The sequence below is a fragment of the Frankia sp. AiPa1 genome (genome assembly GCF_023243075.1).
Classification (GTDB): Bacteria; Actinomycetota; Actinomycetes; order Frankiales; family Frankiaceae; genus Frankia.
In genome coordinates, this window is sequence record NZ_JALKFZ020000147.1 from 1 (window position 1) to 26,930 (window position 26,930).

Annotated in this window: 21 protein-coding genes; 15 read left to right on the plus strand and 6 right to left on the minus strand. The window is 71.6% G+C overall.

The features are described 5' to 3' along the window. A partial coding sequence (locus MXD95_RS16765) for a zinc ribbon domain-containing protein (protein ID WP_250641581.1) occupies positions 1–224 on the plus strand: 224 nt, incomplete at its 5' end. Here the strand turns inward: MXD95_RS16765 and glmU are convergent. Beyond that, the gene (glmU, locus tag MXD95_RS16770; protein WP_308301513.1) at positions 197–1,909 is read right to left on the minus strand and encodes a bifunctional UDP-N-acetylglucosamine diphosphorylase/glucosamine-1-phosphate N-acetyltransferase GlmU; all 1,713 of its coding nucleotides are present in this window, start codon (positions 1,907–1,909) and stop codon (positions 197–199) included. The two genes, MXD95_RS16765 and glmU, sit on opposite strands and share 28 nt — an antisense overlap. Positions 1,910–2,564: 655 nt before the next feature. Here glmU and MXD95_RS16775 point away from each other — a divergent pair. Beyond that, complete coding sequence (locus MXD95_RS16775; protein ID WP_250641582.1) at positions 2,565–3,614, plus strand: acyl-CoA desaturase; 1,050 nt, start codon at positions 2,565–2,567, stop codon at positions 3,612–3,614. Between the two features lie 22 nt (positions 3,615–3,636). Here the strand turns inward: MXD95_RS16775 and MXD95_RS16780 are convergent, their stop codons facing one another. Together MXD95_RS16780 and MXD95_RS16785 are read right to left on the minus strand one after the other, a co-directional pair. Then, the gene (locus MXD95_RS16780) at positions 3,637–5,520 is read right to left on the minus strand and encodes an ABC-F family ATP-binding cassette domain-containing protein (RefSeq protein WP_250641583.1); all 1,884 of its coding nucleotides are present in this window, start codon (positions 5,518–5,520) and stop codon (positions 3,637–3,639) included. Beyond that, positions 5,517–6,617, minus strand: a complete 1,101-nt coding sequence (locus tag MXD95_RS16785; RefSeq protein WP_250641601.1) for a 4-(cytidine 5'-diphospho)-2-C-methyl-D-erythritol kinase — start codon at positions 6,615–6,617, stop codon at positions 5,517–5,519. The genes MXD95_RS16780 and MXD95_RS16785 overlap by 4 nt, the downstream gene beginning before the upstream one ends. A 251-nt stretch (positions 6,618–6,868) precedes the next feature. Here MXD95_RS16785 and MXD95_RS16790 point away from each other — a divergent pair, with 251 nt between their 5' ends. The 3 genes from MXD95_RS16790 to pth all read left to right on the plus strand — a co-directional run bounded on the left by MXD95_RS16790 (position 6,869) and on the right by pth (position 9,219). Next, positions 6,869–7,381, plus strand: coding sequence for a hypothetical protein (locus MXD95_RS16790; protein WP_250641584.1), 513 nt, complete (start codon positions 6,869–6,871; stop codon positions 7,379–7,381). 560 nt (positions 7,382–7,941) lie between these two features. Beyond that, positions 7,942–8,559, plus strand: a complete 618-nt coding sequence (locus tag MXD95_RS16795) for a 50S ribosomal protein L25/general stress protein Ctc (RefSeq protein ID WP_250641585.1) — start codon at positions 7,942–7,944, stop codon at positions 8,557–8,559. A 66-nt stretch (positions 8,560–8,625) separates the two neighbouring features. Beyond that, positions 8,626–9,219 (plus strand): aminoacyl-tRNA hydrolase, encoded by a 594-nt coding sequence (gene pth, locus MXD95_RS16800; protein ID WP_250641586.1) that lies wholly within the window; start codon positions 8,626–8,628, stop codon positions 9,217–9,219. Positions 9,220–9,767: 548 nt separating this feature from the next. Here the strand turns inward: pth and MXD95_RS16805 are convergent. Then, a complete protein-coding gene (locus MXD95_RS16805; protein ID WP_250641587.1) occupies positions 9,768–11,054 on the minus strand; it encodes a glycosyltransferase in 1,287 nt (428 codons plus the stop codon). Positions 11,055–11,165: 111 nt separating this feature from the next. Between MXD95_RS16805 and MXD95_RS16810 the strand changes: the two genes are divergently transcribed. After that, the gene (locus MXD95_RS16810) at positions 11,166–12,413 is read left to right on the plus strand and encodes a glycosyltransferase family 2 protein (RefSeq protein ID WP_250641588.1); all 1,248 of its coding nucleotides are present in this window, start codon (positions 11,166–11,168) and stop codon (positions 12,411–12,413) included. A gap of 63 nt (positions 12,414–12,476) precedes the next feature. Beyond that, complete coding sequence (locus MXD95_RS16815; protein ID WP_250641589.1) at positions 12,477–13,388, plus strand: glycosyltransferase family 2 protein; 912 nt, start codon at positions 12,477–12,479, stop codon at positions 13,386–13,388. A gap of 58 nt (positions 13,389–13,446) precedes the next feature. On the opposite strand, the gene tyrS is transcribed toward MXD95_RS16815, so the two are convergent. After that, complete coding sequence (gene tyrS / locus MXD95_RS16820) at positions 13,447–14,736, minus strand: tyrosine--tRNA ligase (RefSeq protein WP_250641590.1); 1,290 nt, start codon at positions 14,734–14,736, stop codon at positions 13,447–13,449. A gap of 9 nt (positions 14,737–14,745) precedes the next feature. Then, entirely contained in the window at positions 14,746–16,122 is a 1,377-nt protein-coding gene (locus MXD95_RS16825) for a S8 family serine peptidase (protein ID WP_250641591.1), read from the minus strand. Between the two features lie 232 nt (positions 16,123–16,354). Between MXD95_RS16825 and MXD95_RS16830 the strand changes: the two genes are divergently transcribed. The 8 genes from MXD95_RS16830 to MXD95_RS16865 all read left to right on the plus strand — a co-directional run bounded on the left by MXD95_RS16830 (position 16,355) and on the right by MXD95_RS16865 (position 26,827). Beyond that, a complete protein-coding gene (locus tag MXD95_RS16830) occupies positions 16,355–18,373 on the plus strand; it encodes an HAD-IIIC family phosphatase (RefSeq protein ID WP_250641592.1) in 2,019 nt (672 codons plus the stop codon). Then, positions 18,374–18,610: an acyl carrier protein gene (locus tag MXD95_RS16835; protein ID WP_250641593.1), complete on the plus strand. Its 237-nt coding sequence runs from the start codon at positions 18,374–18,376 to the stop codon at positions 18,608–18,610. Continuing rightward, on the plus strand, positions 18,600–19,184 hold the full coding sequence (locus MXD95_RS16840; protein ID WP_250641594.1) for a serine O-acetyltransferase: 585 nt from the start codon (positions 18,600–18,602) through the stop codon (positions 19,182–19,184). The genes MXD95_RS16835 and MXD95_RS16840 overlap by 11 nt, the downstream gene beginning before the upstream one ends. 225 nt (positions 19,185–19,409) lie before the next feature. After that, complete coding sequence (locus MXD95_RS16845; protein WP_250641595.1) at positions 19,410–20,483, plus strand: NAD-dependent epimerase/dehydratase family protein; 1,074 nt, start codon at positions 19,410–19,412, stop codon at positions 20,481–20,483. Continuing rightward, positions 20,480–21,070, plus strand: a complete 591-nt coding sequence (locus MXD95_RS16850; protein WP_250641596.1) for a dTDP-4-dehydrorhamnose 3,5-epimerase family protein — start codon at positions 20,480–20,482, stop codon at positions 21,068–21,070. The genes MXD95_RS16845 and MXD95_RS16850 overlap by 4 nt, the downstream gene beginning before the upstream one ends. Before the next feature lie 238 nt (positions 21,071–21,308). Continuing rightward, positions 21,309–22,565 (plus strand): class I SAM-dependent methyltransferase, encoded by a 1,257-nt coding sequence (locus tag MXD95_RS16855; RefSeq protein ID WP_250641597.1) that lies wholly within the window; start codon positions 21,309–21,311, stop codon positions 22,563–22,565. 619 nt (positions 22,566–23,184) lie between these two features. Beyond that, the gene (locus MXD95_RS16860; protein WP_250641598.1) at positions 23,185–25,035 is read left to right on the plus strand and encodes an MATE family efflux transporter; all 1,851 of its coding nucleotides are present in this window, start codon (positions 23,185–23,187) and stop codon (positions 25,033–25,035) included. A gap of 232 nt (positions 25,036–25,267) precedes the next feature. After that, positions 25,268–26,827 (plus strand): Wzz/FepE/Etk N-terminal domain-containing protein, encoded by a 1,560-nt coding sequence (locus MXD95_RS16865; RefSeq protein ID WP_250641599.1) that lies wholly within the window; start codon positions 25,268–25,270, stop codon positions 26,825–26,827. Positions 26,828–26,930: the final 103 nt, after the last annotated feature.

The window sequence follows — 26,930 nt, forward strand, 5'->3', positions numbered from 1 at the left end:
TTACGAGTCAGCGTTGCCCGGCCTGCGGGCAGGTGGCGCCCGGGAACCGCGAGAGCCAAGCGGTATTCCGGTGCGCAGCCTGCGGCCACACGGCCAACGCTGATGTGAACGCAGCGGTGAATATCGCGGCCGGACGGGCCGTGACTGCGCGGGGAGGCGCGGCGTTGGCCGTGCCCGTGAACCGCGAACCTCAACACTACGCACCTCCCCTGGTGGGCGTGTAGGAGTTGGAATCCCCCGCCTTCAGGCGGGGGAGGACGTCAACCTGGTTGCCCTCGTCCGGCTGGCCGTTCCCCGGCGACGGAATGTGCTCGGGGGAACGCACCTCTGTCGCGGGTGGGGTGGGCGCTACGGAAGGGGTGGGCATCACCGATCCGACGATGCTCGGCTCCGGACCGGCCGCTGGGATCCGGCCAGGCGCGGCGCCCGCGGCGCCCGCGGCGGCCTCGTCGGCGGCAGTGCCGGGGCGACGGCGGGCGACCCAGCCCTCGATGATCCGTTGGCGGCCCTCGCGGATGGCCAGCGCGCCCGGCGGGACATCCTCGCGGATCACCGACCCCGCGCCCGTGTAGGCGCCGTCCCCGACCGTGACCGGGGCGACGAGCATGGTGTCGCTGCCGATCCGGACGTCCGAGCCGATGATCGTGCGGTGCTTCGCTACCCCGTCGTAGTTGACGAACACGGTGGTGCAGCCGATGTTGCTGCGGTCGCCGACGATCGCGTCGCCGACGTAGGCCAGGTGTGGAACCTTGGTGGCATCCCCGAGCTGCGCGGCCTTCGTCTCGACGAACGAGCCGATCTTGCCCTCGCGGCCGAGTCGGGTGCCGGCGCGCAGATGGCTGTAAGGGCCGACCGTGGCGCCGGCGCCGATCTCGGACCGTTCCGCCGTCGTGCGCACGACGGTCGCGCCGGCGCCGACCACCGTGTCGATCAGCGTGCACTCCGGGCCGACGGTGGCGCCGCTGGCCACGCGGGTGTGGCCGTGCAGGAAGGTGTGTGGGGCGATCGTGGTGTCAGGCTCGAGGGTGACGTCCGCGTCGATCCAGGTGGTCTGCGGGTCGACGATGGTGGTGCCGGCCCGCATCGCGGCCTCGACGACCCGGTCCCGCAGAGCCCGGCCGGCGGCGGCGAGCTGGACGCGGTCGTTGACCCCGCCGGCCTCGGCCGGGTCGGGCACCGCGAGCGCCGCCACCGCCGCGCCGTCACCGACCAGCAGTCCGATGACGTCGGTCAGATACTCCTCACCCTGGGCGTTGTTTCTTGTCAGTCGACCAAGAGCGGTGCGTAGCGCCCCGGCCTGGAAGGCGTAGACACCGGTGTTGATCTCCTGGATGGCCGCGGTGGTGGGGTCGGCATCCCGCTGTTCGACGATGGCCCGCACACCACCGGTGTCGTCGCGGACCACCCGGCCGTAGCCGGTGGCATCGTGCGGCACGGCGGTGAGCACGCTGGCCGCGGCCCCCGCCGCGTGATGCTGTTCGGCGAGGGCGCGCAGCGTGGCGGTGGTGAGCAGGGGCGTGTCTCCCGGCAACACCATGACGGTGTCCTCGGCGGCGAGGCCCAGCCCGCCGGCATCCCCGCTGCTCGGCGCGCCCGGTGCGCCCGGTGCGCCCGGTGCGCCGAGAACTGTCAGAGCGGCGCGGACGGCATGCCCGGTGCCGAGCTGGCGTTCCTGCACGGCCGTGACCACCTCGGGTGCCTGGGCGGCGAGCATCGCGCGGACCTGCTCCCGGCCGTGCCCGATGACGACGGCGGTGCGCACCGCGTCCAGCGGGGAGGCGGCGTGCAGCACATGCTCGAGCAGGGAACGGCCGGCCAGCGGGTGCAGGACCTTCGGCAGCGACGAGTGCATCCGCCGCCCCTCGCCCGCCGCCAGGATGATCACGGCCGCCGGACGTGGTGATGTCACACGATCTCCCGAATGCTCGGTCGGCGCAACGATGGGGCGACGCGGACACACTACCGTGCCCGCTGTGTGCCTCCTGGCAGGGCGGTTGGGGCGAGGCGCGGCGGGGAACCGATAGGGAAGGGCGACCGGGTGAACCGACAGGCCGTCCTGCTTCCCGTAAATTCTTTGTGATGGTATTACTGGTAGTGCTCCGCCGCCACGACTCGAACGTGGACTAAGAGAACCAAAATCTCCTGTGCTGCCGATTACACTACGGCGGACCGCGAAGGAAAACACGGCAACTCTACCATCGTGGGACCTCCCGAAGAGAAAGTCGGCCCAGGTCCAGCGTTCGCGGGCTCAGCGGATGCACGTGCCGTGTCGTGCCGTGTCGTGCCACGGGTGGCGGCGCGCTTCGGCTGGCGGGGAGCTTCGGCTGGCGGGGCATCCCGGCGCGGCGGGCGTCCTGGCGCGCCGAGGCGGCTCGTGTGGCGGTGCATTCCCGATCCGCGGCCTGTCGGGCCAGGGTGTTCGACCGCCCGCAGGTGGGGGCTGATTCGCGTGCTGGACGTCAGCAGTGGGGACTGTCGTCACATCGGCGGGCTACCGTGGCCGTGGAGCGCCGGTAATGGGGACGGCCGGTGCACGGACCTGCCGCGACGGACGGAACGAGGCCATGACCGCTACCGACACGGTGCGCCCGGACGACGGCCGGGTACCCGACGACGAGACCCGGCCAGGTGCGAGGAAGGCCGTCGGCGGGGCCGATCCCGCGAACTCCCAGGGCAACGCCACCAGGCCGGACTCGATGACCAAGGCCCGGGTGGAGCAGGTCACCCTGCTGATCGTGATCGTCGTGCCGTTGGCCGCGCTGGTCGCCGCGATCCCCGCGTTGTGGGGTCGGTGGATCACCTGGCGGGACGTGCTTCTCGCCGTGGTGTTCTACGGCATCAGCGGGCACGGCGTGACCGTCGGTTTCCACCGTTACCTCACCCATCGCGGTTTCCGGACGTTCCGTCCGGTGCGGATCGCGCTCGCGGTCGCGGGCAACATGGCGATTGAGGGCCCCGTCATCCGCTGGGTCGCCGACCATCGCCGCCACCATGCCTTCAGCGACGCCGAGGGGGATCCGCACTCGCCCTGGCGGTACGGTCCCGGAACGTGGCCGATGCTCAAGGGCCTCTATCACGCGCACATCGGCTGGCTCTTCGACGTTGAGCAGACCGATCAGCGTCGTTACGCGCCCGACCTGCTCGATGATCCGGACATGGTCCGGGCCAGCCGCGCGTTCGGGCTGTGCGCGTTCGTCAGCCTGGCCGCTCCCGCGCTGATCGGCGGGCTGTGGGGCGGCTCCTTCGAGGCCGCGGCCCAGGCGTTCTTCTGGGCGGGTCTCGTACGGGTCGCGATGTTGCATCACGTCACCTGGTCGGTGAACAGCATCTGCCACGTGCTCGGCACCCGCCCCTACCGCAGCCGTGACCGTTCCACGAACGTGTGGCCGCTGGCCCTGCTGTCGATGGGCGAGTCCTGGCACAACCTGCACCATGCCGAGCCGACGTCTCCCCGGCACGGCGTGCGGCCCTGGCAGATCGACACCAGCTTCTACCTGATCAAACTGATGGAGGTCACCCGCCTGGCCCGAGACGTCCGCTGGCCGGACCCGGCCCGGCTGGCCGCCAAGCGGGCGACGCCCGCCCGCTCCGCCCCCGGCGCGGCGTCGGCCTGAGGCAACATTCCCACAGCGGCGGTCAGCCCTCGACGTCGGCGGCGAGGCTGAGCCAGGCTTCCTCGATGTTCTCCTTGTCGGCCACGACCGTCCGCAGCTGGTCGTTCAGCTCCAGCAGGCGTTCGTGATCGGTGGCGGCCGCGGCCAGCGCCTCATGCAGCTCCTGCTCCCGGCGGGTCAGCCGGTCCAGGGTCCGCTCGAGGCGGGCCAGCTCCTTGCGGGCCGCCCGCAGTTCACCGCCGGACAGGGGCTCGGTGGACACGGCGACCCGGCCGTTGCCTGTTCCCGCCGAGCCCGGTCCCGCGGGACCGGCGACCGAGGCCGACCCAGTGCCCAAGGCCGACCCAGTGCCCAAGGCCGACCCAGTGCCCAAGGCCGACCCAGTGCCCAAGGCCGACCCAGTGCCCGGACCGGCCTCGGCCCGGCGGCGCAGGTACTCCTCGATGCCGCCGGGCAGCATGCGCAGCTGACCGTCACCGAGCAGCGCCATCGTCACGTCACAGGTGCGCTCGAGGAAATACCGGTCGTGGCTGACCACGACCAACGTGCCCGGCCAGGAGTCGAGCACGTCCTCAAGCGCGGTGAGGGTGTCGGTGTCGAGGTCGTTCGTCGGCTCGTCCAGCAGCAGGACGTTGGGACGGTCCATGAGCAGCCGCAGCAGTTGTAGCCGGCGGCGCTCGCCGCCGGAGAGGTCGCCGACCCGGGTCCACTGCCGCGAGGAGGGCAGACCGAACTGCTCGAGCAGCTGACCGGCGGTACGCTCGCGGCCCTTCTCCACCTCGAGCACTCGGCCCACCTGTTCGACCGCCTCCAGCGCGCGCAGCGACGGTGGCAGTTCGGCGATCTCCTGGGAGAGCAGGGCCGGGCGCACGCTCGCGCCGGTCCGTACCCGTCCACCGGCCGGGGAGATCTCCCCAAGCAGCGCCCGCAGGAGAGTGGTCTTGCCCGCCCCGTTGACGCCGACCAGGCCGATCCGATCGCCTGGGCCGATCAGCCAGGTGATGTCGTCGAACAGGACGCGTTCGCCGATCCGGACGGTGAGGTGCTCGGCGTCATAGACATCCTTGCCGAGCCTGGACGTGGCGAAGCTGCGTAGCGCCAGCGGGTCACGCGCCGGTGGCTCGTCCGCGATCAGCGCGTTGGCGGCGTCGATGCGGAACCGTGGCTTGCTGGTCCGGGCGGGGGGTCCGCGGCGTAGCCAGGCCAGTTCCTTGCGCAGCAGGTTCTGCCGGCGGGCCTCGGTGGCGTCGGCCCGCCGGGCCCGTTCGGCCCGGGCAAGGACGTAGGCGGAGTAGCCCCCCTCGTAGGCATCGATCCGGCCGTCGACGACCTCCCAGACCCGCGCGCACACCTCGTCGAGGAACCACCGGTCGTGCGTGGCGACCAGCAGACCGCCGCGCCAGCCGGCGAGATGACCGGCCAGCCACGCGACACCCTCGACGTCGAGATGGTTCGTCGGCTCGTCCAGGATCAGCAGGTCCAGGTCCTGCACGAGCAGACGGGCGAGGGCGACCCTGCGCCGCTCGCCACCGGACATCGGGCCGACGACGTCGTCGAGCCGGTCGAGCAGGCCGAGGCCGGCCAGCACGCCGCGCCGCCGCGGATCCGCGGCCCATTCATGGTCGGCCGCGGCGCCGACGACGAGCTCACGCACCGTCGACTCGGCCGGCAGCACATCCGCCTGGGCTAACGAGCCCACTCGGGAATGGCCCGCGTGGACCACTCGTCCGGCGTCCGGCTCGGCCTGTTGCGCGATGATCCGCAGCAGCGTCGACTTGCCGGCGCCGTTCCGCCCGACCAGGCCGATCCGCTCCCCGGTGCCGATGCCGAGGCTCACTCCGTCGAGCAGGCTGCGGGTGCCGAACGCGGCATGGACGTTTTCGAGGCTTACCAGGACCCCGCTCACGGGCTGTCGCCCGGACGGGTCCCGTCCGCACCGTGCGGACTGTCGACAACCCGGGCCCCGGCCGCAGGGCCGCAGGCGCGACGCACCGCGCGGGCCACGCCCATCCCCGCGAGACTTGCCGCAAGCTCGATGCTCTCGGTGCCGCCGGCGGCGAGGAAAGCGCAGGTCGGGCCGGAACCGCTCACGATCGCGCCGACCGCTCCCAGCTCACGGCCGGTTTCCAGGACCCGCCGCAGCGCCGGGCGCAGCCGCAACGCCGCCGGCTGGAGGTCGTTGACGAGCGCGGCGCCGAGCTGGCGCGGATCCCCGGTGCGCAGCGCGGCGAGCACGTCGTCCGCCGGCGTCGGCCCACTGCGCAGCCGGCCCTCGGACAGCCGGTCGAACTCGGCGTAGACCGCGGGCGTGGACAGTCCCCCGTCCGCGAGCGCGAACACCCAGTGGAACTCGCCCGTGGCCAGCACGTCCGTGAGGCGCTCGCCCCGGCCGGTCCCGAGGGCCGTGCCGCCGGCGAGCGGAAACGGGACGTCGCTGCCCAGTTGGGCGGCAAGCTCCGCGAGCGTTGCCCGGTCAAGCCCGGTCTGCCACAGCGCGTCGCAGGCGACCAGGGCGGCGGCGGCGTCCGCGCTGCCCCCGGCCATCCCGGCCGCGACCGGGATCCCCTTGGTCAGGGCGAGGTGCACCCGCTCGGAGGCGATCCCTCCCGCCTGGGCCACGAGATGCGCCGCTCGCACGGCGATGTTGTCCAGGCCGGTCGGGACGATCGACACGTCCGGGGTGGTCGTGGCGGGCCCCCGCCCAGCGGGGTCGGCACCCTCACCAGTCACCTCCACGGTGACGATCAACCCCTGGGTTCCGCCCGCGTCGCCCGCGTCGCCCGCGTCGCCCGCGTCGGCTGCCACCTGGGGGGACGGGTCGAGTGCGGTCGCGGTGAGATCGTCATACAGGGACACGGCCTGCAGAACCGTGATCACATCGTGATATCCGTCCGGCCGCAGCGGGCCGACACCGAGATGCAGGTTGACCTTGGCCGGGGCCCGGACGGTGACGGCGGAACCGGCGCCCGCGCCATGGCGCGGCGCCGGGTGGGATCGAGTCAGCGCAGGCTCCTTCACTCGGTTCGGGCCGTGGACTCGTGGGCTGGAGCCCACGACGGCTCACGGGCGCGACGTGCACCGCGATCCAACCTATCCGTCGGCTCTCGCCCGCCGAGGTGCTCGGCCACGGCGTAGTCGGCGTCCCCTCGGGTACGTCCAACATCGGGCTGGCGTCGCGGCAACAACGGTCATGCCCCGTTTCCCGCGTGCGCCATGGTCACCGTGTCACTGGGCGCGGCGGGGGAGGAGCCACCATGACGAGCACCATCCACACCGGCAAGGCCCATACCGGCAAGGCCCAGACCAGGGGTACCGAGGCTGTGTCCGGCGGGACCAGGGCTGCCGGTAGGGCCAAGCCCGGCGGCGAGGTCAGAGCCGGCTTCGGGACGGGCACCGCGGGGTCCGGCCGACGGCCGACGGCCGATCGCATCGACGGAGTCGAAGCAGCGCGTCGACGTGCGCGGATCCGTGCCTCCGTCCGCGCCCACCATCCGGATCTGGGCGGCGATCCTGGTGCGCTGGTCGAGGAACTGCGGGAACTACGCGCCGATCCGACCGTTGACCGGCCGGGCGACTCCCGTGCAACTGTGGCGCCGTCCCCCGGGACCACGCGGCGAGCTGTCCGCGCGGGGCGCTCCGGCCCCCCGGCGGCCTCGCACCGTCGTCCGACGACAGGCCAGGCTCGACCTTCGCTGCGCATCGCCCGTTCCGTCCGCCGGCGATGGTCGGCCCGCCGCCTGCGGCGGTCGGCTCGCCGTCGACGGTGACGCTGGCCGGTGACGCTGATCGCCCAGGGGTGGCGGCGGTGATCGGCCGGCCAGGCATGTGTCGAGCCCGGGCCAGGCCTGGTCCGGCCGGGTCCAGCGGCGTGTCCTTGCCAGCCAGGTGGTAGGTCGCCGGCGGGCCGGACGGGTCGGTGCGGCCGGCTCCGAGCCCCACCGAAGGCCGGGGTCACACCGAAGGCCAGGTCGCGCGGCACCGATGTGCCGGGGCTGTGCCCGGCGCGGCGGGGGCCGACGGTGCGCGGTTCGGCAGGTGACGCGGCCGTGCGACCCAAGGACTGCGGGCGGCTGATCGCAGCCTGACCTGCGGATGCGGGTCGGCGGGCGGTCCCGCGGGACCGCGGGGTACGGCGTGGCGCGGCACGGGGGCACTGGCTCATGGCATCCGGCGCCCCCGGGGGGGCGGCTTACGACGGCGTGGGGCTTGACAGATCCGGGCGGTGGCTCTTCCCCGCGCGGAGTCCGGTACTGTGAAGGACCGCGCCGCGGTGGCTCGTCCGCCCTCCGGCGAGAGAATCCCACGTCTGGAAGGACTGAGCGTCGCCATGTCCGAGGTCCGCATCGCCGCGGAGCCGCGCACCGAGTTCGGCAAGGGCGGTGCTCGTCGCACCCGCCGCGCCGGCAAGGTACCAGCCGTTCTCTACGGTCACGGCAAGCCGCCGCGGCACATCGCACTTCCCGCGCACGACCTACTGCACGCGTTCAAGACAGATGCCGGTACCAACGTTCTGCTCACCCTTGAGCTTGCCGACGGTACCGAGCTCGCTCTCGCCAAGGACGTCCAGCGGCATCCGATCAGGGGCAGCTACGAGCACATCGACCTGGTGCTGGTCAGCCGGGGCGAGAAGATCGTCGCCGACATCCCGGTCCAGGTCATCGGGGAAGCACACCCCGATACTCTGATCGACCAGCAGGTCACCACGATCGCGGTGAAGGCGGACGCCACCCTTCTGCCCGGCCCGATCGAGGTCGACGTCACCGGTCTGGAGCCAGGGACCAGCGTGCTGGCCCGCCAGCTCGCGTTGGCGGAGGGCTCGGAGCTCGACGCCGACCCGGACCTCGTCGTCGTACAGTGCCTGGCCAAGCGGACCACCGCGCAGATGGACGCTGATCTCGGCGAGACTCCGGCCGAGGAGGCCGGCGCGGCGACCCCGTCCGCGTAACCACGCGGACGGGCTCCCCCCGTCGACACCCGGCACCCGAGATGACGACCTGCTGATGGACGGGCCATGACGAATCTCCCGACCGACGACGGGCTCTGGCTCGTCGTCGGACTGGGTAATCCGGGTCCGGACTATGCCGGAAACCGGCACAACGCTGGTTTCATGGCTGTCGACCTGCTGGCCGAGCGGGCGGGCGCGCGGTTGAAGTCGCACCGTTCGCGGGCGGACGTCGCCGAGGTGCGCCTCGCCGGCAGCCGGGCCGTCCTTGCCCGGCCGCTGTCGTTCATGAACCTCTCCGGCGGACCGCTCGCCGCCATGCGCAGTTTCTACAAGATCGAGATTGACCGGATCATCGTCGTGCACGACGAGCTCGACATCCCGTTCGGGACGGTTCGGCTCAAGCGCGGCGGTGGCGACAACGGCCACAACGGCCTGCGCTCGATCTCCTCGGCCCTGGGCACCCGCGACTACCTGCGGGTGAGAGTCGGCATCGGCCGACCCCCGGGCCGGATGGACCCGGCCGCATTCGTCCTGCGCGACTTCGGTGCGGCCGAGCGTCGTGAGCTGCCGCTCCTCGTCGAGCATGCCGCCGACTCGGTGGAGATGCTGATCACAGACGGCCTTGAGCTCACCCAGAATCGCTACCACGCGCTGCTCTGACAGCGCGCTGCGCTCCCGGCGGCGCGTATCCCGAAGCCGCCGCTCAAGGTTCCTTCGCGTGGATCTCCAGCTCGCACCCCGGATTCCCCCAACGAATCTCACTATCCGTGATGGCATTCGGGGGTGGTGACGCTGCTGTTGAGTGAGGATGTCGCTTCTACCGGGTTGTTCGTCCGATTTGTCCCTTCGTAGACCTGTAGAAGCTACATGGAGGATTTCCGGGGCCGCTCGATCGTCACGCGCAGCGGTGAGGAGGCGGTGGCGGGGGTCGGTAGTGGGGAGATGGGGCTGGCTGGTCGTGACGACCGGGGCTGACGGTGACGTCAGGGACGCCATGTGTCACGGCCGCCGGCCGCGCGGTACTCCGGAGGGCGCGTGTGCCCGGGGTGCCCGTGGGACGAGCTCGGCCAGGGATGGTGGGTACCGGTCGGGGATCGTGCGGGCATCGGCGGGGCACCCCGTCGGGGATTGGCCGGGCACCTGTCGGGGATCGGGCGGGCAACAGGCCGGTCTGGTGGGCTGGGGCATCATGATCCGCGCGAGGGGCCCTAGGGGCGAAGGTGGTCCTGGATCTCGCGAATCAGAGCCGCGTGGTCTAGCGCCTTCAGGACGTAGCCGCGCCCCGCGGCCCCGATTGTCTGCGCCCGCACCGGATCGTCCAGCAGCTCGCAGACGGCGGCCGTGAACGCGGCGGGCTCCTCGGCGACCAGGAGGTGGGTGCCGGGAGTCCAGCCGAGCCCGCGGCTGCCGGTCGGTGTGCTCACGACCGGTGTGCCCGTCGCCATCGCCTCGATGGCCTTGATGTTGACGCCGGATCCGGACTGCATCGGGTTCACCGACAGGCTCGCCGCCGCCAGGTAGCCGACGACACTCGGGACGTCGGTGTGCAGCTCGACGCCGCTGAACCCGGTCAGCCAGGCCGCCAGCCCGTCCTCCGGGCGCCGGCCGACGACCTGGAACGTCGCCTCGGGGTGACTGGCCCGCACCGAGGGCCAGCAGCCGCCGAGGAACCAGCGCAGGGCCTCGATGTTGGTCGGCGTGTCGAGCGAGCCGACGAAGACCAGCCGCTGCCCGTCTCCTGGCGACCCAGCCGCAGACCCAGACCCAGACGACCCAGACCCAGACCCAGACCCAGACGCCGCCGACGGCGCGTCGACGGCGGAACCGGCCGATTCCTCGGGACCGGTGGAGCCTGTGCTACCGGCGCGCAGCGCGCCGACAGGCAGGAACGGCGGGAGGTGGAAGGTCGGCACGCTGGCCCGGGTGCGGCGCCACTCGTGATCCTCGAGGGAGATGTCCGCGATGCAGGTGACCAGCGGTGAGTGGTGCAACGAGAGCTCGGCAAGGCGCAGTTTGTGGTACTCGAGCTCGTAGGCCAACGCTCGTGGGCCGGAGCTCGAGCGGGCCAGCACCCGAAAGAACTCCGAGTCGACGTTGTGCGCCCGGACCAGATGCGGGAGCTTCCAGATCCGGGCGATCTCCTCGCCCAGGTGGGATGATCGGCAGCTGTAGCTGATCACTGCGTCGGCGCGCGGCGGGGTCGACTCGAGCGCCCGGCGCAACGGTCCCACCGGCCGGGAGGCGTGCATGAACGGCTTCGCGGTCAGGTGGGAGCGAGGGCTGTCGTCGCGGCGCAGCCTGATGACGGCCGAGCCGGGAAGGGCCTGTTCGTACGCCGTGATGTCGAGTTCCTCACGGGAGGGGACGAGGACCTGCATCCGAATTCCGGCCGCGACGGCTGCGGTGAGGAAACTGAATGTCTCCACCCGACCGCCCGCATCGGCTGGGAGAAACGGCTCCTCGACCACCACGATCCAACGCGTCGAGTCACTCACCAGACCCACTGTAACGGGCCCTCGGACTCCCACTCGTGGGGGACGCGCTACCTGGGACCCCGTAAGGAGCCCTTGGGCACCTTCCCGCGGCGCAACGCTACGGTTGACGCCATGACAGGTGTCCGGACCATCAGCCGAGGTGCCGCCGTCGCGGCGCTGGGAGCCGCCACCGTTTACGGTCACGTTCTGTATCCGGTCTACATCGGGTTGCGCAGTCGGGGTCTGGAGACGCCGATCCCGCCGGATCCTGGGCCGGACGGCTGGCCGAGCCTGAGTGTCGTCGTCTCCGCATATCGGGAAGCGGCGGTCATCGGGACAAAGCTGGATGAACTCTCCAGCACGGATTATCCGGGCGCGATGGAGATCATCGTGGTCGCCGACGATCCCGGGACGGCCGAGGCGTCGCGTCGCCCGGGCGTGCGGGTCCTGTCCTCTGGCGAACGGCTCGGCAAGGCGCGCGCGGTCAACCGGGGGGTAGCCGCCGCCTCGCACGAGATCGTCGTGCTCACCGACGCCAACGCCGTGCTCGCCCCGGGTGCGCTGCGTGCCGCGGCCCGACACTTCACCGATGACACGGTCGGCGCCGTCGCGGGCGAGAAGCAGGTCGACGACCCGGATGGGGCCCAGGGCTTCTACTGGAAGTTCGAGTCCTGGCTCAAGCGCTGCGAGTCGGCGACCGGTGCCACGATCGGCGTCGTCGGCGAGCTGCTGGCCTTCCGCCGCCGGGCATTCCGGCCGCTGCCCGCCGACACGGCCGTCGACGATGCCTGGCTCGCCCTCGACGTGCTCGAGGGGGGCCTGCGGGTCGTCTACGAACCCGAGGCGTACTCGATCGAACCGGCTGCGCCGGATTACAACGGCGAGTGGGAGCGGCGGACCCGGATCGTCGCCGGCAACCTGGACATGCTCTGGCGCCGACGGGCCGCGCTGGTGCCGGGCGCGCTGCCGGTCACCCCGCAGCTGTGGGGGCATCGGCTGGTCCGCTCGTCGTTCGGGCCGATCGCGCACGTGGTCCTCGTTGGGCTTGCGGTGCCGGCGGCCCGGGACAGCTGGACCGCCCGGGTGTTCCTCGCCGGCAATGCCGTGGGCGCCGCGAGCACCGCCGCCATGCTCTCCGGCCGTACCCCGCCCGGTCCGACCAGGCTCGTTGCCCAGGTCTTCTTCCTGCAGGCGGTCGCCCTCGGGGGCGTGCGCCGCTTTCTGGCCCGAGACCGTCCGGCCGTCTGGCCCAAGCCCGAGCGCAGCGCTCCCGCTGGGACAGGTCCGGCTGGACCCATCGCGGCCGCGGAGCCGGACCTGACTCCCGCGCCATCGGTCCCGTCACCGGCCTCGGATGCGTTGAGCCCCACCCGTCCCTGAGCGCGAGCCCGTCTGAGCCGTCATCACGCAGTCTGAACATCACGCAGTGAGGAGCGCGTCGCCGTGGCCGTCGAGCGACCCAAGCGGTCCACCTGGCAGTACGAACTTGTGCTGGTCAGCTACCACAGCCGTGAGCAGCTGGAAGGCCTGTTCGCGACCCTTCCGACCGACATGCCGGTGGTCGTGGTCGACAACGCCTCGGGCGTCGACCGGGTCGACGAGCTGATCGCCGACCGGCCGAACGCCCGTTACCTCGACTCGGGGGGCGGCAAGGGCTTCGCCAAGGCCGCGAACATGGGCATTCGCTCGTCCCGGTACGAATTCGTCGTCCTCGGCAATCCGGACAGCCGACCCACGGTCGACGTGATCGACGTCCTGGTGGATGACCTGCTCGCCGACCAGGCGCTCGTCACCAGCGCGGCGACGATGAAGGGGCACGACGGCAAACCCGAGCTCGGCAACGGCGGTTGGGAGCCGACGCCCCGGCGCGTGCTGCTGCACGTCCTCGGCGCGCACAAGGTGGCCCCGACCTCGGCGCTGTTCGCCAAGCCCACGCCGGGCCGACCGATGAGCCCCGAGTGGCTGACCGGGGCGTGTATGGCGGTGCGGCGCGAGATGTTCCTCGAGCTCGGTGCGTTCGACGAGACGTTCTATGTCTACAACGAGGACATGGCGCTCGGTCGCGCGATCCGCGAGGCCGGCCTGCGCCAGAAGTTGCACACGGACCTGCTGGTGCCGCACGGCGCCGGTGGCAGCGGCGCCGGCAAGACCTGGATGCTGCAGATGCGCGGCGCGTCCATGGTCCGCTACCTGCGCAAGCACAACGCGCCGGCGCGGGTGAACGTGATGCGCTCGATGCTGGTCGCTGGCTACGCGGGTCGCACCGTGCTGTCCCGCGCCCGCGGCCAGAAGGCCAGCGCCGACGAGCATGCCGCCTACATCAAGGGCCTGCTCGTCGGGCCCCCCGCGCCCTGATGGGCACCCCCTGACGCGGTACCGCGGTACCGCGTCAGGGTGGGGGTCCAGGCGCGGCTCAGACGAACCGGGCTACCCGCCATTCCCTGCGGCCCCGGCGGACCAGGATCACCGAGCCGTGCAGTAGGTCCTTCTCGCTGACCACGCTCTCGGTGGTCGCCTTGTCCCCGTTGACCAGGATGGCGTTGTTGCCGAGGTGCTCCTTGGCCGCGCGGCGGCTGTGGGCGAGACCGGTCGCGATCAGCAGCTCGGCGACCGGCCAGCCGTCATCGTCGGCCAGCTTGTCCCTCGTTACATCGACCGTCGGCACGTCGGCGAAGACATCCGACAGCAGGTCGGCGCCGATCGCCTTCACGTCCCCGCTGAACAGCGCCGCGGATGCCGCCTCGGCGGCGTCCAGCGCGGCTGTCCCATGCAGCAACGTCGTGATCTCGCGGGCGAGGTGACGCTGCAGGGCACGCTTACCTGGCGCCTCGGCATGCTCGGCGAACAGCCGCTCCAGCGGCTCGCGATCAGTGAGCGAGAAGAACAGCGCGAACTTCTGCGCGTCGGTGTCGGAGAGGTTCAGCAGGAACTGGTAGAGCGTGTACGGCGAGGTGCGATCGGCGGTCAGCCAGACGGCGCCCTTCTCCGACTTCCCGAACTTCGTGCCGTCGGAGCGCAGCAGCAGCGGGCAGGTCAGCCCGTGCACCTGGGTGCGCAGGACCCTACGGACGTAGTCGATCCCGGCGACGATGTTGCCCCACTGGTCCGACGCTCCCATCTGCAGCGTCACGCCGTGGTCCTCGCACAGCCGGCGGTAGTCGTACGCCTGCAGCAGCGAGTAGCTGAACTCGGTGTAGGTGAGGCCGACGTCCGGGTCGTCGAGCCGCCGTCGCACCGAGTCCCGCCGGATCATCTCCGTGACCGGGAAGTGCTTGCCCACGTCTCGCAGGAACTCGATCATGCCGAGTCGGCCCAGCCAGTCCGCGTTGTCGACGAAGGTCGGCAGCTCGGCCGCGTCCAGCACCCGGCCGAAGACAGTTTCCATGATCTCGCGGTGCCGCCCGACGTTGGCCTGTACGTCCTCGGTGGACAGCAGTGTGCGCTCCACGGACTTACCCGACGGGTCGCCGATCAGCCCGGTGCCGCCACCGAACAGCGCCACCGCTCCGACCCCGGCCCGAGCGGCCCGGATCAGCAGGGTGATGGGCAGCAGGTTGCCGATGGTCAGCGAGGGCGCGGTCGGGTCGAAGCCGGTGTAGCAGCGCCGCCCACCGCCGGCGAGGTGTGCACGGAGCTCGGCGGGGTCGGTGCTGTCGTGGATGAGTCCACGCCAGGACAGCTCGTCCAGGAGCGCGTGTGTCATGTGCCCATGTTAGGAGTGGCTCGGCCGTCCCCCCGAGGGCGCGGGTACCCGCGTGGTCGTGGCGAGGGCCGGTTCCGGGTACGGCGCCGGCCACGCCGCTGCCGCCGGCGGGCCGTGGCGATCGCGCGGGCCGAACACCCGCCGCGGCGCCCGGACCGCGAGGTGCGCGCCGACACCGAGCAGCCCGCCAAGCCAGACCGCGAAGACCATCCCGACGAACCAGGCCAGCAACGGGGGGACGCCGTCGCGCGGCGCGGTACCGCTGGACCCGCCGATACCGCTGGACCCGCCGGTGGCCGCGGATCCGCGGGCCGGGGTGGTGGCGCTTGGATCCGCCGGCGGCTCGCCCGGTATCCCCCAGCGGGTCGGTGGTGCCAGCAGGGAGCTCCCATGCACGGTCGGGACCGTGGCGGTGAGCGCCGCGAGCGGGTCGATGATCCCGAAGCCGAACTCGACGTCCCGCCCGGGCGGACCGGCGTCATGCGCGGTGCGGATGAGCCGTTCGATCACGTTCGCCGCGTCCAGCTCCGGGCGGGCGGAGCGGACCAGAGCAAGTACACCGGACACGATCGCCGCCGCGTTGGACGTCCCGGACCCGGTGTCCAGACCGTCCGGGGAGATCGAGGCCGGTACGGGCGCACGGACGCCCGGGGCGGGCGCGGCGACGACGGCCCGCGGGCCGCGCACCGAGCCGTGCCAGAAGTCGTCACGGGCAGTCGACCCGGTGACAGCAACCACCCCCGGGATGCTCGCGGGTGAGTTGATCATCGCCGCGTCGGCGGGGGGATCCCCGGGCTCGACGTTGCCGGCCGAGGCGACCACGATGACGTCGTGGGCGAGCGCGTACCGGACGGCCTCCCGCTCGTCGGAGGTCGGTGTGTCCGCGGAGCCCAGGGAGAGATTGATGATCCCGGCACCGAGGTCGACCGCCCGGTGGACGGCGACGCCGACCTCCGCCGAGTCGGTTTCGGCGCCGGTCGAGATCGGCAGGATGCGCGCGGCCGGCGCGATCCCCCGTACCTGAGCGGGACCACCGTCGGCACGGCCGGCGATGATCCCGGCCATCGCGGTGCCATGACCGTCGGGGTCGTCGTCACGCCAGCCGTCCGTGGCGGCATCCGCGCCTACCGCGGCGCCGCGCACCAGCTGGCCGCGCAGCTTGGGACTGGTCGCGTCGACCCCGCCGTCGATGACGGCGACGATGACCCCGGCCCCCCGGCTGATCCGTTGTGCCTGGTCAAGGTCCAGCGCCGTCTGGTACCACTGCGAGCCGGCGGCGGCCTCGGCGTGTGCGGGACCGGCTGACCAGACCAGTGACGATCCGACCAGCGCCGTGAGCGCCGCGCACAGGGTGGCGGCCAGTGCCAGCCTGGTGGCGTGCTGCATGCGGACCTGCCTGCGGACGGGCCACGCGGCAGGCCGGCGGCAACGGGAGGCGGGTCGGGCTGGGCGTCCGCTACCGCCGTGCCGGCAGCTTTGCACATTATCCGGGCGGGTCTGGGCCGATGTCGGTGAACGGATAGGTCCCCGAGCGGTCGTAAATCAACTCTAACGTGAGGGTAGAGTCTGGGCGGCTGGGAGCGGGTGCCAGAACGGGACGCCGAAAGGGGCCGCATCGATGAGCGAAAGAGGAGACACCGCTGCCCGCGGCATCGAGGAACTGACCGCGCGGGCCGCGGCGAGCGATCTTCCATCCGCGCGGCTGTGCCGGGAGCTTGCTGTCGCGCACGAGCGCGCGGGCGACCCGGCCGGCGCGGTGCGCTGGTCGCTGGCCCTCACCGACGCCGACGCCGACCTCGCGGCCTGGATCGCTGCTGCCGGCATCCTGCGCCGCTGTTTGCCGCACACCCGGCCGCTGCCGCGCACCGCCCGCGTGGCGGTTCTCGGGAGCTACACAACCTCGCAGTTCACGGCGCTGCTACCGCTGGCTGCCGCGCGGGCCGGCATCGACGTCTCGACCTACGAGTGCGGCTACGGGCAGTACCGCCAGGAGATCCTGGACCCGGACAGCGGTCTGTACCGGTTCGCACCCGACGTGGTGGTGCTCGCGGTGCACGCCGGGGACGTCGCCCTGCCCGCCGTCGCGGACGATCCGGATGGTGCCGTCGCCGCGGAGGTGTCCCGCTGGACCGCGCTGTGGGACACGCTGCGTGCCCGGTGCGGGACCCGAATCGTCCACCATGCCTTCGCCGTGCCCGAGGAGATGGCGCTCGGCCACCTGGCCCTGCGCACCGCCGGCTCCCGGGCAACCCTGCTGGCCCGAGTCAACGCCGAGCTCGGCCGGGCCGCCACGGCGGCGGGCCCCGCTGGAGGGGGCGCGGTCTGTCTCGTCGACTGCGACCGGCTGGCCGCCGGGATCGGCCGGCGCATCTGGTTCGACCCACGGTACTGGCGCCGGGCAAGGCAGGCGGTCGCGCTCGACTGCGTCCCGCTGCTCGCCCGGCACACCGCCGCTGTGATCGGCGCCCAGCTCGGCACCAGCCGCAAATGCCTCGTCCTCGACCTCGACAACACCCTGTGGGGCGGCGTCCTGGGAGAGGAGGGCCTCGCCGGCCTGCAGCTCGGCGAGGGGCCGCTCGGCGAGGCGTTCGCCGCCGTGCAGGACTACGCGCTGGAGCTCGCCAGGCGCGGCGTGGTGCTCGCCGTCTGCTCGAAGAACAACGACGCCGACGCGCGCGAGGTGTTCGAGCACCATCCGGGCATGCGCCTGCGCCTTGACGACATCGCGATGTTCAGCGCCTGCTGGGACGACAAGCCGACCCAGTTGCGCCGCATCGCCGCCTCGCTCGGACTGGGCCTCGACGCCCTGGTGTTCGTCGACGACAATCCGGCCGAGCGCGAGGCGGTGCGCCAGCTCGCAGGTGACGTCGACGTCATCGCCCTGCCCGCGGATCCGCACGGCTACCTGCGTGCCCTCGCCGACTACCCGTTCTTCGAGACGGCCGCGCTCACTGCGGAGGACGCCGTCCGGACGGCTACCTACCGGGCCCGTGCCGACCTCGCCGTCGCGCAGGCGTCAGCCACCTCACTCGAGGAGTTCCACCGCAGCCTCGACATGACCGCGACCCTCGTCGACCTGGATGAGCTGACCCTGCCCCGGGTCGCCCAGCTCGTGGGCAAGACCAACCAGTTCAACCTCACCGGCCGTCGCCGCGGTGCGGAGGAGCTCGCCCGGCTCGCCGCCGAGCCGTCCACCACCGTGATCTGCGTGCGCCTCGCCGACCGCTTCGCCGATCACGGCCTTGTCGCCGTGCTGATCGCCATCGCTGACGGCGACGCACTCGCGGTCGACACCTGGCTGATGAGCTGCCGGGTGATCGGCCGGACCCTCGAGGACGAGCTGGCCGGCCTGTTGCTCGCCGAGGCCCGGCGCCGCGGGCTGGCCCGCGTCATCGGCCACTATCAGCCCTCGCCGAAGAACGCACTGGTCGCCGGCCTTTACGAGCGGCTGGGCTTCACCTGCGTCGACGCCGCGGTACCGCGGGACACCGGCACGACCCACTGGAGCCGACCCGCGGACGCCCCGTACGCGTCCCCCGGTCTCATCCAGGTCGTCGCGGGCCGTCGGAAGGCCGCGGATCACCTGGCCGTCCCACCCCAGGAGCAGCATCGCAGCAAGGAAGAGGTGCCCGGCTAAATGGTGCAGGACCGACTCCAGCGGATCTTCCGCGAGATCTTTTCCGATGACGACTTCATCCTCATCGACACGATGACCTCCGCCGACGTGCCCGGCTGGGACTCGCTCGCGCACATCAACCTGATCTACGCGGTGGAACGCGAGTTCTCGATCCAGATCGCCGACGACCGGCTCGCCAGCTTCGCGACCGTGGGCGACATGCGTGAGCACATCGAGGAGCTCAGCCGTGCCGCCTGACGCCGCTCCTCGCGGCACGGGGTCCTCCGACACCCGAGCTCCGTCGGAGCTGGGGCTGCGAGAGATCCTCCGGGAGGACTACCACCGGCACTATGGCTCCCTGACCCACCCGGGACTGCACGTCCTGGCCGTCTACCGCTTCGGACAGTGGCGGCTCTCCCGGCGAGGGCCGGTGCGCGCGGTGGCGGCAGTGCTCTACAAACTGCTCAACAACCTCGTCATCCGCAATGTCTACGGCGTGGAGCTGCACGAGACGGCGCGGCTCGGCCGTCGCGTCCTCATCGGCCACCACCAGGCGGTTCTGATCCCGCCGCACTGCGAGATCGGCGACGACTGCACCGTGCGGCACAACCTGACCATCGGCTACGCCGGGAGCTCGGCCGCGCCCGGGGACGTGCCGAAGGTGGGTGCCCGGGTCGAACTCGGTCCCGGGGTGCATCTCATCGGCAAGATCACGATTGGTGACGACGTGAGGATCGGCCCCGGTTCGATCGTGATGACCGACGTTCCGCCCGGAGCGACGGTCTTCGCCGCTCCCGCTCGGGTGATGCGTCCCGCGTCCGACTCTCGGTAGCGCGGTCGGGTTGGACGAGCCTGGGAGGCATGACAGGCCGTCAGCATTGCGCTACCGCCGATGGTCAGCGTGCTGCGACGCGTGGCCTGCCGGGCCGGCAGGGCCGGCCCGGCGCGGGTCGCGGGACGTCGACGGCCCGGCGGTGGGGCCCACTCGGTACGGTTTGAGCCCGGAAACGGGTGGCTGGTGGCCCGGCGCCGCTGCCGAGATGGGGAGGACTCGCGGATGAAGGTGCTCGTGACCGGCACGGAGGGGTACCTGGGGTGCCTGCTCGCGCCCGAGCTGATGGGCGATGGCCACGAGGTCATCGGCGTCGACACCGGTTACTACAAGTTCGGCTGGCTCTACCGGGGCACCGACCGGGCTCCGCGGACACTCGACAAGGACCTGCGCCAGCTCACGGTGGACGACCTCGAGGGCGTCGACGCCGTAGTCCATATGGCCGAGCTGTCCAACGACCCGCTCGGCGCATTGGCGCCGGACGTGACGTACAAGGTCAACCACGTCGGGTCGGTCCGGCTGGCGCAGCTGGCGAAGCAGGCCGGCGTGAGTCGGTTCGTCTACATGTCCTCGTGCAGCGTCTACGGCGTGGCCACCGGCACCGACGTCACGGAGACCTCGCCGGTCAACCCGCAGACGCCGTACGCCGAGTGCAAGGTCTACGTCGAGCGGGATGTCACCCCGCTGGCCGACGACAGCTTCTCGCCGACGTTCCTGCGCAACGCCACCGCCTATGGCGCGTCCCCCCGGCAGCGTTTCGACATCGTGCTCAACAACCTCGCCGGCGTCGCCTGGACCACCGGGGAGATCGCGATGACCTCGGACGGCACCCCGTGGCGCCCGCTGGTACACGCTCTCGACATCGCCAAAGCGATCCGTCTGGTGCTCGCCGCACCACGTGACATCATTCACAACCAGATCTTCAACGTCGGTGACAGCGAGCAGAACTACCAGGTCAAGGAGATCGCCGACGCGGTGGCGTCGGTGTTCACCGGCTGCCGGCTGAGCTTCGGTGACAACGGCGGCGACAACCGCAGCTACCGGGTCTCGTTCGACAAGATCGCGACGACCCTGCCTGGCTTTTCCTGCGACTGGAACGCGCTGCGGGGCGCCCAGCAGCTGCACGACGTCTTCACCCGCATCAAGCTCGACGGTGAGACGTTCACCGGCCGCGGGCACACCCGCCTCAAGCAGCTGCAGTATCTGATCGGCACCGGCCAGCTCGACGCCGACCTGTTCTGGACTACCCCGCTCGGGACGGCCGCACTCGGGACAGCCGCACTCGGGACAGAACAGTGATCGTCACACCGACGGCGATCGACGGGGTGTGGATCGTCGACGTCGAGCCGTTCACCGACGCCCGGGGGATGTTCGCCCGGACGTTCTGCGCCGAGGAATTCGCCGCGGCGGGGCTCACCGTCGAGGTCGCCCAGTGCAGCCTGGCGTACAACGCGACCGCGGGGACAATCCGCGGCATGCACTGGGCGGACGAGCCGGTGCGGGAGACCAAACTCGTGCGGGTCACCCGTGGAGCCCTGCTCGACGTCGTGATCGACCCGCGTCCCGACTCGCCGACCTACCTGCGCCACGTCGCGGTCGAGTTGTCGGCCGACAACCACCGTGCCCTGTTCATCGCGGCTGGCCTCGCCCACGGCTACCAGACCCTGGTCGACGCCACCGAAGCGACGTACCAGATGAACGTCCCCTTCACCCCGGGACACGACCGTGGCCTGCGGTTCGACGATCCGCGGCTGGCCATCGCCTGGCCACGCCCGGTCTCGGTCGTCTCCGACAAGGACCGCGCCTGGCCGCTGCTGCCCGACGGTCCCACCGGTGGTCCCGCCGCCGAACCCGCCCAGCCGGTCGGCGCCCGCGCCGTCGCCTGACCCGGTCGGCGTGATCCGGTCGGCATGATCCGGTCGGTGTTGTCGCTGTAGTCGCCCCCCGTTGTCCCGCTCTCCGGCGGACCTGCGAAAATCAACGTCAGCGGGGACGACGGCGTCGGTGGCACGCCGTTTCGCAGCACGCTGTTTCGCAACTGTGCCGTGCGGTCCCCCGGGACCGCACGGCAGCACCGAGCCTGGCCCGCCCAGCCGTCCGTCCTCATCTGTGCAAGGGGAGCGCATGTCATCCGGAACTCCGGCCGCCACGCCCGTCACCGCCTGCCGGTCCTGTGCCGGGCCCGCCCCGCGGCTGTTCCTCTCGCTGGGGTCCACGCCGATCGCGAACCGTCTGGTGCGCGCCGACGCCCTCGACGCCACCGACCCGTCGTTTCCGCTGGAGGTCGGCTTCTGCGAGTCCTGCGCGTTGGTGCAGCTCACCCATGAGCTACCCGCGTCGGAGATCTTCGACGAGGACTACCCGTACTTCTCCTCGTTCTCCGACATGCTGGTGCGTCACTCGGAGAAGCACGTCATCGACCTGATCGCCAGCCGCAACCTTGGGCCGGACAGCCTGGTCGTCGAGGTTGCCAGCAACGACGGCTATCTGCTGAAGGCGTTCGTCGAGCGTGGCATCCCGGTGCTCGGCATCGAGCCCACCCCGGGGCCCGCCGCCGCGGCCCGCGCGGCCGGCGTGCCCACCCGCGAGGAGTTCTTCGGCGCGGAGCTGGCCCGCAAGCTTGTCGCCGAGGGCCTGAAGGCCGATGTGATCATCGCGAACAACGTGATGGCCCACGTGCCCGACCTGAACAGCTTCGTCGAGGGCTTTCGGATCCTGCTCGCCGATGACGGGCTGGTCGACGTCGAGAACCCCGGCGTCGGCGCCCTGCTCGCGCACACCGAGTTCGACACCGTCTACCACGAGCACTTCTGCTACTTCTCCACGATCGCGGTCCAGGCGCTCATGCGCCGCCACGGCCTTGAGCTCGTCGGCGTCGAGGAGTTCCCCGAGCTGCACGGCGGGACGCTGCGCTGGAGCATGCAGCACGCCGCGGCCGCGGTGCCCGCGCCCTCCGTCGACGCGGTGCTCGGCGCCGAGCGGGACGGGGGCCTGGCGACCTTCGACCGGTATGCCAGCTTCGGCGACGACGTGCGCGCGGTCCAGCAGGACCTCGTGGAGCTCCTGCGCGGCCTGCGGGCGCAGGGGAAGACCGTCGCCGCGTACGGCGCCGCCGCGAAGGGCGCGACGCTGCTGAACTCCAGCGACATCACGACCGACCTGATCGACTTCGTGGTCGACCGCAACATCCACAAGCAGGGCAAGTACATCCCCGGGGCCCGGCTGCCGATCCTCGACCCGGCTGTCCTGCGTGAACGCCAGCCCGACTACCTGCTGTTGCTCGCCTGGAACGTGAAGAAGGAGATCATGGTTCAGCAGAGCGAGTACGCCGCCCGTGGCGGTCGATTCATCGTGCCGGTGCCCCGCCCGGTCGTGTTGTAGGCGGTACCCGCATCGTGGCGGCGGGCACCCGGCCTGCGGACCGGCGCCGTCGGCCGGAAGGGTGAGCATGGCGGACATCGACGTGGGCTGGTGGACACCAGACGAATCGGACGATCTCCCGTCCGGGAACGATCATGATCGTCGCGACCCGAAGCCCCGCGACCGCGGTTACGTGGGCTTCGAAGTGTCCACCGTGCTCCCACCGGAGCCCGAGCTTCGCGGTTCCGCAGGACCGGTCCCCGCCCGGCCGCCGACCGCGACCGGTGGTGGCTCCCGGATGGGTCGGATCCCCGCCGTCGGCCGAGCTCCGGCTGAACCTCGCCAGCCACCGTCGGTCCCGGCTGCACCCGGTGCCACGGGAGGATCGTCACCGGTGGCCGGTGCCCGGCAGATGCCGGCCCCCGTGGCCTGGCGGACGGGCCCTTCCGGCGCGGACCCGCACTGGCCGGCACCGCCCCCGCCCCCGCCGCCGCCAGCACCACCACCACCGGCGCCGCCTGGTCCGGGCACACCGACGACGGCGCTGTCGCATCGCGCTGCGGCGGACGGCCGAGCGCGTGGGCGGCCGCCGGTCCCGGCGCCCTGGTCGGCGCCGCTACCAGCCACGATCACTTCGACGATGGACCTCAGCGCGCTCCAGCAACGGCTGCGTGCCGAGCACGCCGCGCGGGAGCGTGCCGAGCACACCGCAGTCCTGGGCCGGGCGGCGGAGCCTGCGCCAGCGCCGGTCACTCAGCGGCTGCGGATCGGCCAGACCGACGGTGCGGCCACCCAGGTGGTGTCCCGCAGCACCGTCCAGCCCGGTCGCCGGGGACGGCGTCCGGTCCGCGTCGGGCTTGGCGATCAGACGACGCGGTGGCCCGCCGCGGGACCCGGCCAAGGTCCGTCCGCGGATGGGTACCTCGCGGATGGGGCGGCTGGGGCGCCGGGGTCGGCTGGGGCGCCGGGGGATGCCGACGCGATCGCCCAGGGCAGCACCCGGTCGAAAGCCGTGTGGACGCTGGCCGATCAGGCCGTCTCCAGCGCGACGAACGCCGCCATCTCGTTCCTCATCGCCCACCAGGTGAGCAGCATCGAGTACGGCGCCTTTGGCGTCGCGTACACGCTGTTCGCGCTGATTATCGGTATCTCCCGGGGCGCGACCTGCATGCCACTGAGCATGTTCTACACCGCCGGGTCTGCGACGACACTGCGCACGGCGGCCTCCGCGATGACGGGTGCGTCCCTCGTCTTCGGCGTGGGCGTCGGAGGGGCGCTCGCCGTGATCGGGCTGGGTATGGGCGGGGCGGTGGGGTCGTCGCTGGCGGCGATGGGGCTCGTGCTGCCCGGCCTCCTGCTGCAGGACGCCTGGCGGTATGTCTTCTTCGCGACAGGGCGGGCATCCTCGGCGTTCGTCAACGACGTCGCCTGGGCGGTCGTGCAGCTGCTCGGAATCTTGCTGTTGATGCACCGGGGGGTGACAGCGGCCCCGCCGCTGCTGCTGGCCTGGGGTGCATCCGCGCTGGTCGCGGCGCTGCTCGGAGTTGTCCAGGCCGGGTTCTGGCCCTCGCCGAGCGCGACCCGCGCCTGGTTCGCGGAGAACCGCACTGACGCGATCTACCTGGCGGGGGAGTTTCTCACCGTGCAGGGCGCGCTGCAGACATCGATGCTGCTGATCGGCGTGGTCGGTTCGCTGGCGACAATCGGTGCCCTGCAGGGCGCCCGCACCCTGCTCGGGCCGATCACCGTCGTTGGCGTCGGAGTCGTGAGTTTCGCATTGCCGGAGTTCTCCCGGCGGACGTCGATGGATGCCCGGGCCAGGGAACGGGCCGCGTACGCCCTCACCGGCCTGGTCCTCGCGATCGGGACGGCCTGGAGTCTGATCTTCCTTTTCCTGCCGGACCATTACGGGGAGTCGCTGCTGGGGGACAGCTGGCCTGGTGTGAAGAGCATCCTCGGGCTGTCGATCCTGCACTACCTTGCGGCCGCGGTCCCGGTCGGTCCGTCCTGCATGGTGTACGCGCTGGGCAAGACCAAGATCACATTCCGGCTCAATGTTGCGTTCGCCCCGGTCCTGCTGGGATTGCCGGTCCTTGGTGCGCTTATCGGGGAGGCGCGCGGCGCCGTTGTCGGATTCAACATCGCCTTCTGGGGACTTGCGCCGATGTGGTTCATACTGTTGCGTCGGGTTGGGCGGGAGCACGACGCGGAGCAGGCTGCGTTGCGGGTCGCGGGCGTCCGACGGTCCCGAGATGGAAATACTCTGACGAAAGTGCGGAGGTCTGACGTCCCGGCGGAGTTGCGAAGGGATCTCCCGCGTTCCCGCCCGCCGCGACCGGCGCGTTCGCCACAGAATTCGGCTGAATCGCGTCGCGCAGTGCCGCGCGTGGATGATGGGAGGCATCCCGGTCCCGGCTGGTCGGGTCAGCGTGACGGATGGGACGGGCAGGGTCGCCCGGCGAGCCCGTCGCGTGGCTGGCGAGGCTCCTGAACGGCATCTCTGCGTCGTTCGTAGCTATGACCGTTTACTATCCGCTATCGGCTAAGCTCGCAAATCGGTTCGTCAGATCTCGACCGTGGGTCCGGCAGTCGCGCCGGATGCTCCTCTGGGGGGCTACATTGAGTCCGCTTCACGTCCTGCCGGAGCTGCCGGCGGGTTCCGCCGGCGCTTCGATCCGCGTGCGGGCGGGTTCCGCTCGTCCCCAGTCCGGGGTGCGCGCGTCATGAGCCGCAACGCACAGGCGGGCGGCGAGACCAGCCGGGCTCCGTCCGCGCCGTCGCTGTTCAAAATCATCCAGCCGCGCCTGCTGATCATCGGGATCGTGGTAGTGATCTTCGCGGCGCTCGCGGCGATCTACTCCAAGGCGCAGTCCGCGTCGTACACGGCCAGTGCCCGCGTCTTCCTGTCGACGGATTCAGGCACACTCGGCGCGAACTCGGTGGACGCGACCCGCTTCGTCCAGACGCAGGCCCAGTTCGCCCAGTCCTCGGCCGCGGTCGAGGCGATCGCCAAGGCGCTCAAGCTCACCGCCGGTGATGTCTCCGGTCGTCTGAGCACCACCCCGTCCGACTCGGGCTACTTCTTCCTGATCAAGGGCAAGGGCTCCTCGGAGGACGCGGCCATCTCGCTGGTCAACGCCGCCGAGACGGCGTACAGCACCCTGCTGACCAACAGCGCCCAGACGAAGCTGAACGAGATCATCAAGCTTCGCGACCAGCTGACGGCCCAGGTGGCCGCGCAGCCGCCCGGCACGACCGGCCAGACCGACGGCACCGCCCAGATCACCGCGCTGAACAAGCAGATCACGGACACGCAGACGGACGTGGCGCTCGCCAGCTCGGCGATCAAGCTGGCGGAGCCGCCGGTGTCCGACGGGCAGGGTCCCTCCAGCCTGCTGCGCAACACCCTGGTCGCGGCGATCGTGGGCTTCCTGCTGTCGGTGCTGGCGGTCTGGGTGATGTACCAGCGGCGGCCGACGATTCTCGACCCGCACAACCCGTCCGACGCGCTCGGCGTTCCGCTGATCGCCGCGCTCGAGCCCGGCCGCACGACGGCGAGTGCGGCCGAGACCCTGGTGTCGGCGATGTCGGCGGTGATGTCGCCGACCAGCAAGGTGGTGGCGTTCACCCCGGCCTCCCGCGGGGATCTCACGGCGGATCTGGTCTCCGCCGTCGCCGCCGCCTGGTCCGACGACCAGGGTGTCGTGCTGATCCTCGACACGTCTCCCTCGTCGGAGGTGCGCGCGTCGCTGGAGGGTCTGCCGCGGGCCACCTCCGCGGAGCTGCCCCGCTGGGCGCACGAGCCGACCTGCCTCGCCCGCTCGTCCGGCACCGGGGGCCGGGGTCACATCCTTTACAACCGGGTCTCGCCGGCCCGCGCGGCTCGCCCCGGCGGCCTCGCCCCGATCCTGGCCGACCGCGCCCCGGTCGTCGACCTGGTCATCCTGGTCACCTCGGCGCTCGCCGAGCTGCCGATGACCGCGGCATCCGCGATCCAGGCGGACGCCGTCGTCGTGATCACTTCGGCGGAGACGCACCTCAAGGAGCTGGAGCAGGTTCCGCGGGACTGGCCGGCGCTGGCCGAGCGGGTCGTCGGCGTCGTCCACGACGGACGCACCGGCATCCGCCGCGTCACCGCGGCCACCCCCGAACGGCGCTCCTCGGTCGAGTCGATCACCTCGAGCTCGCCGACGAGCGAGGGGGTCGGCTCGGGCGGCGGGGGGCGCGGCGGCGGCCCCGTGGACTCCGAGCCCACCGACCGCTACGCCCGCCCCGCCCGCTAGCGTTTGCCTGACGATGGGGCCCCGGGGGGGGGCCCCGGCCCGGGGCCCGCCCCGGGCGCCCCCGCGTGCGGGGGCCCGCGGCCCGCCCCACACCCCCCACGCG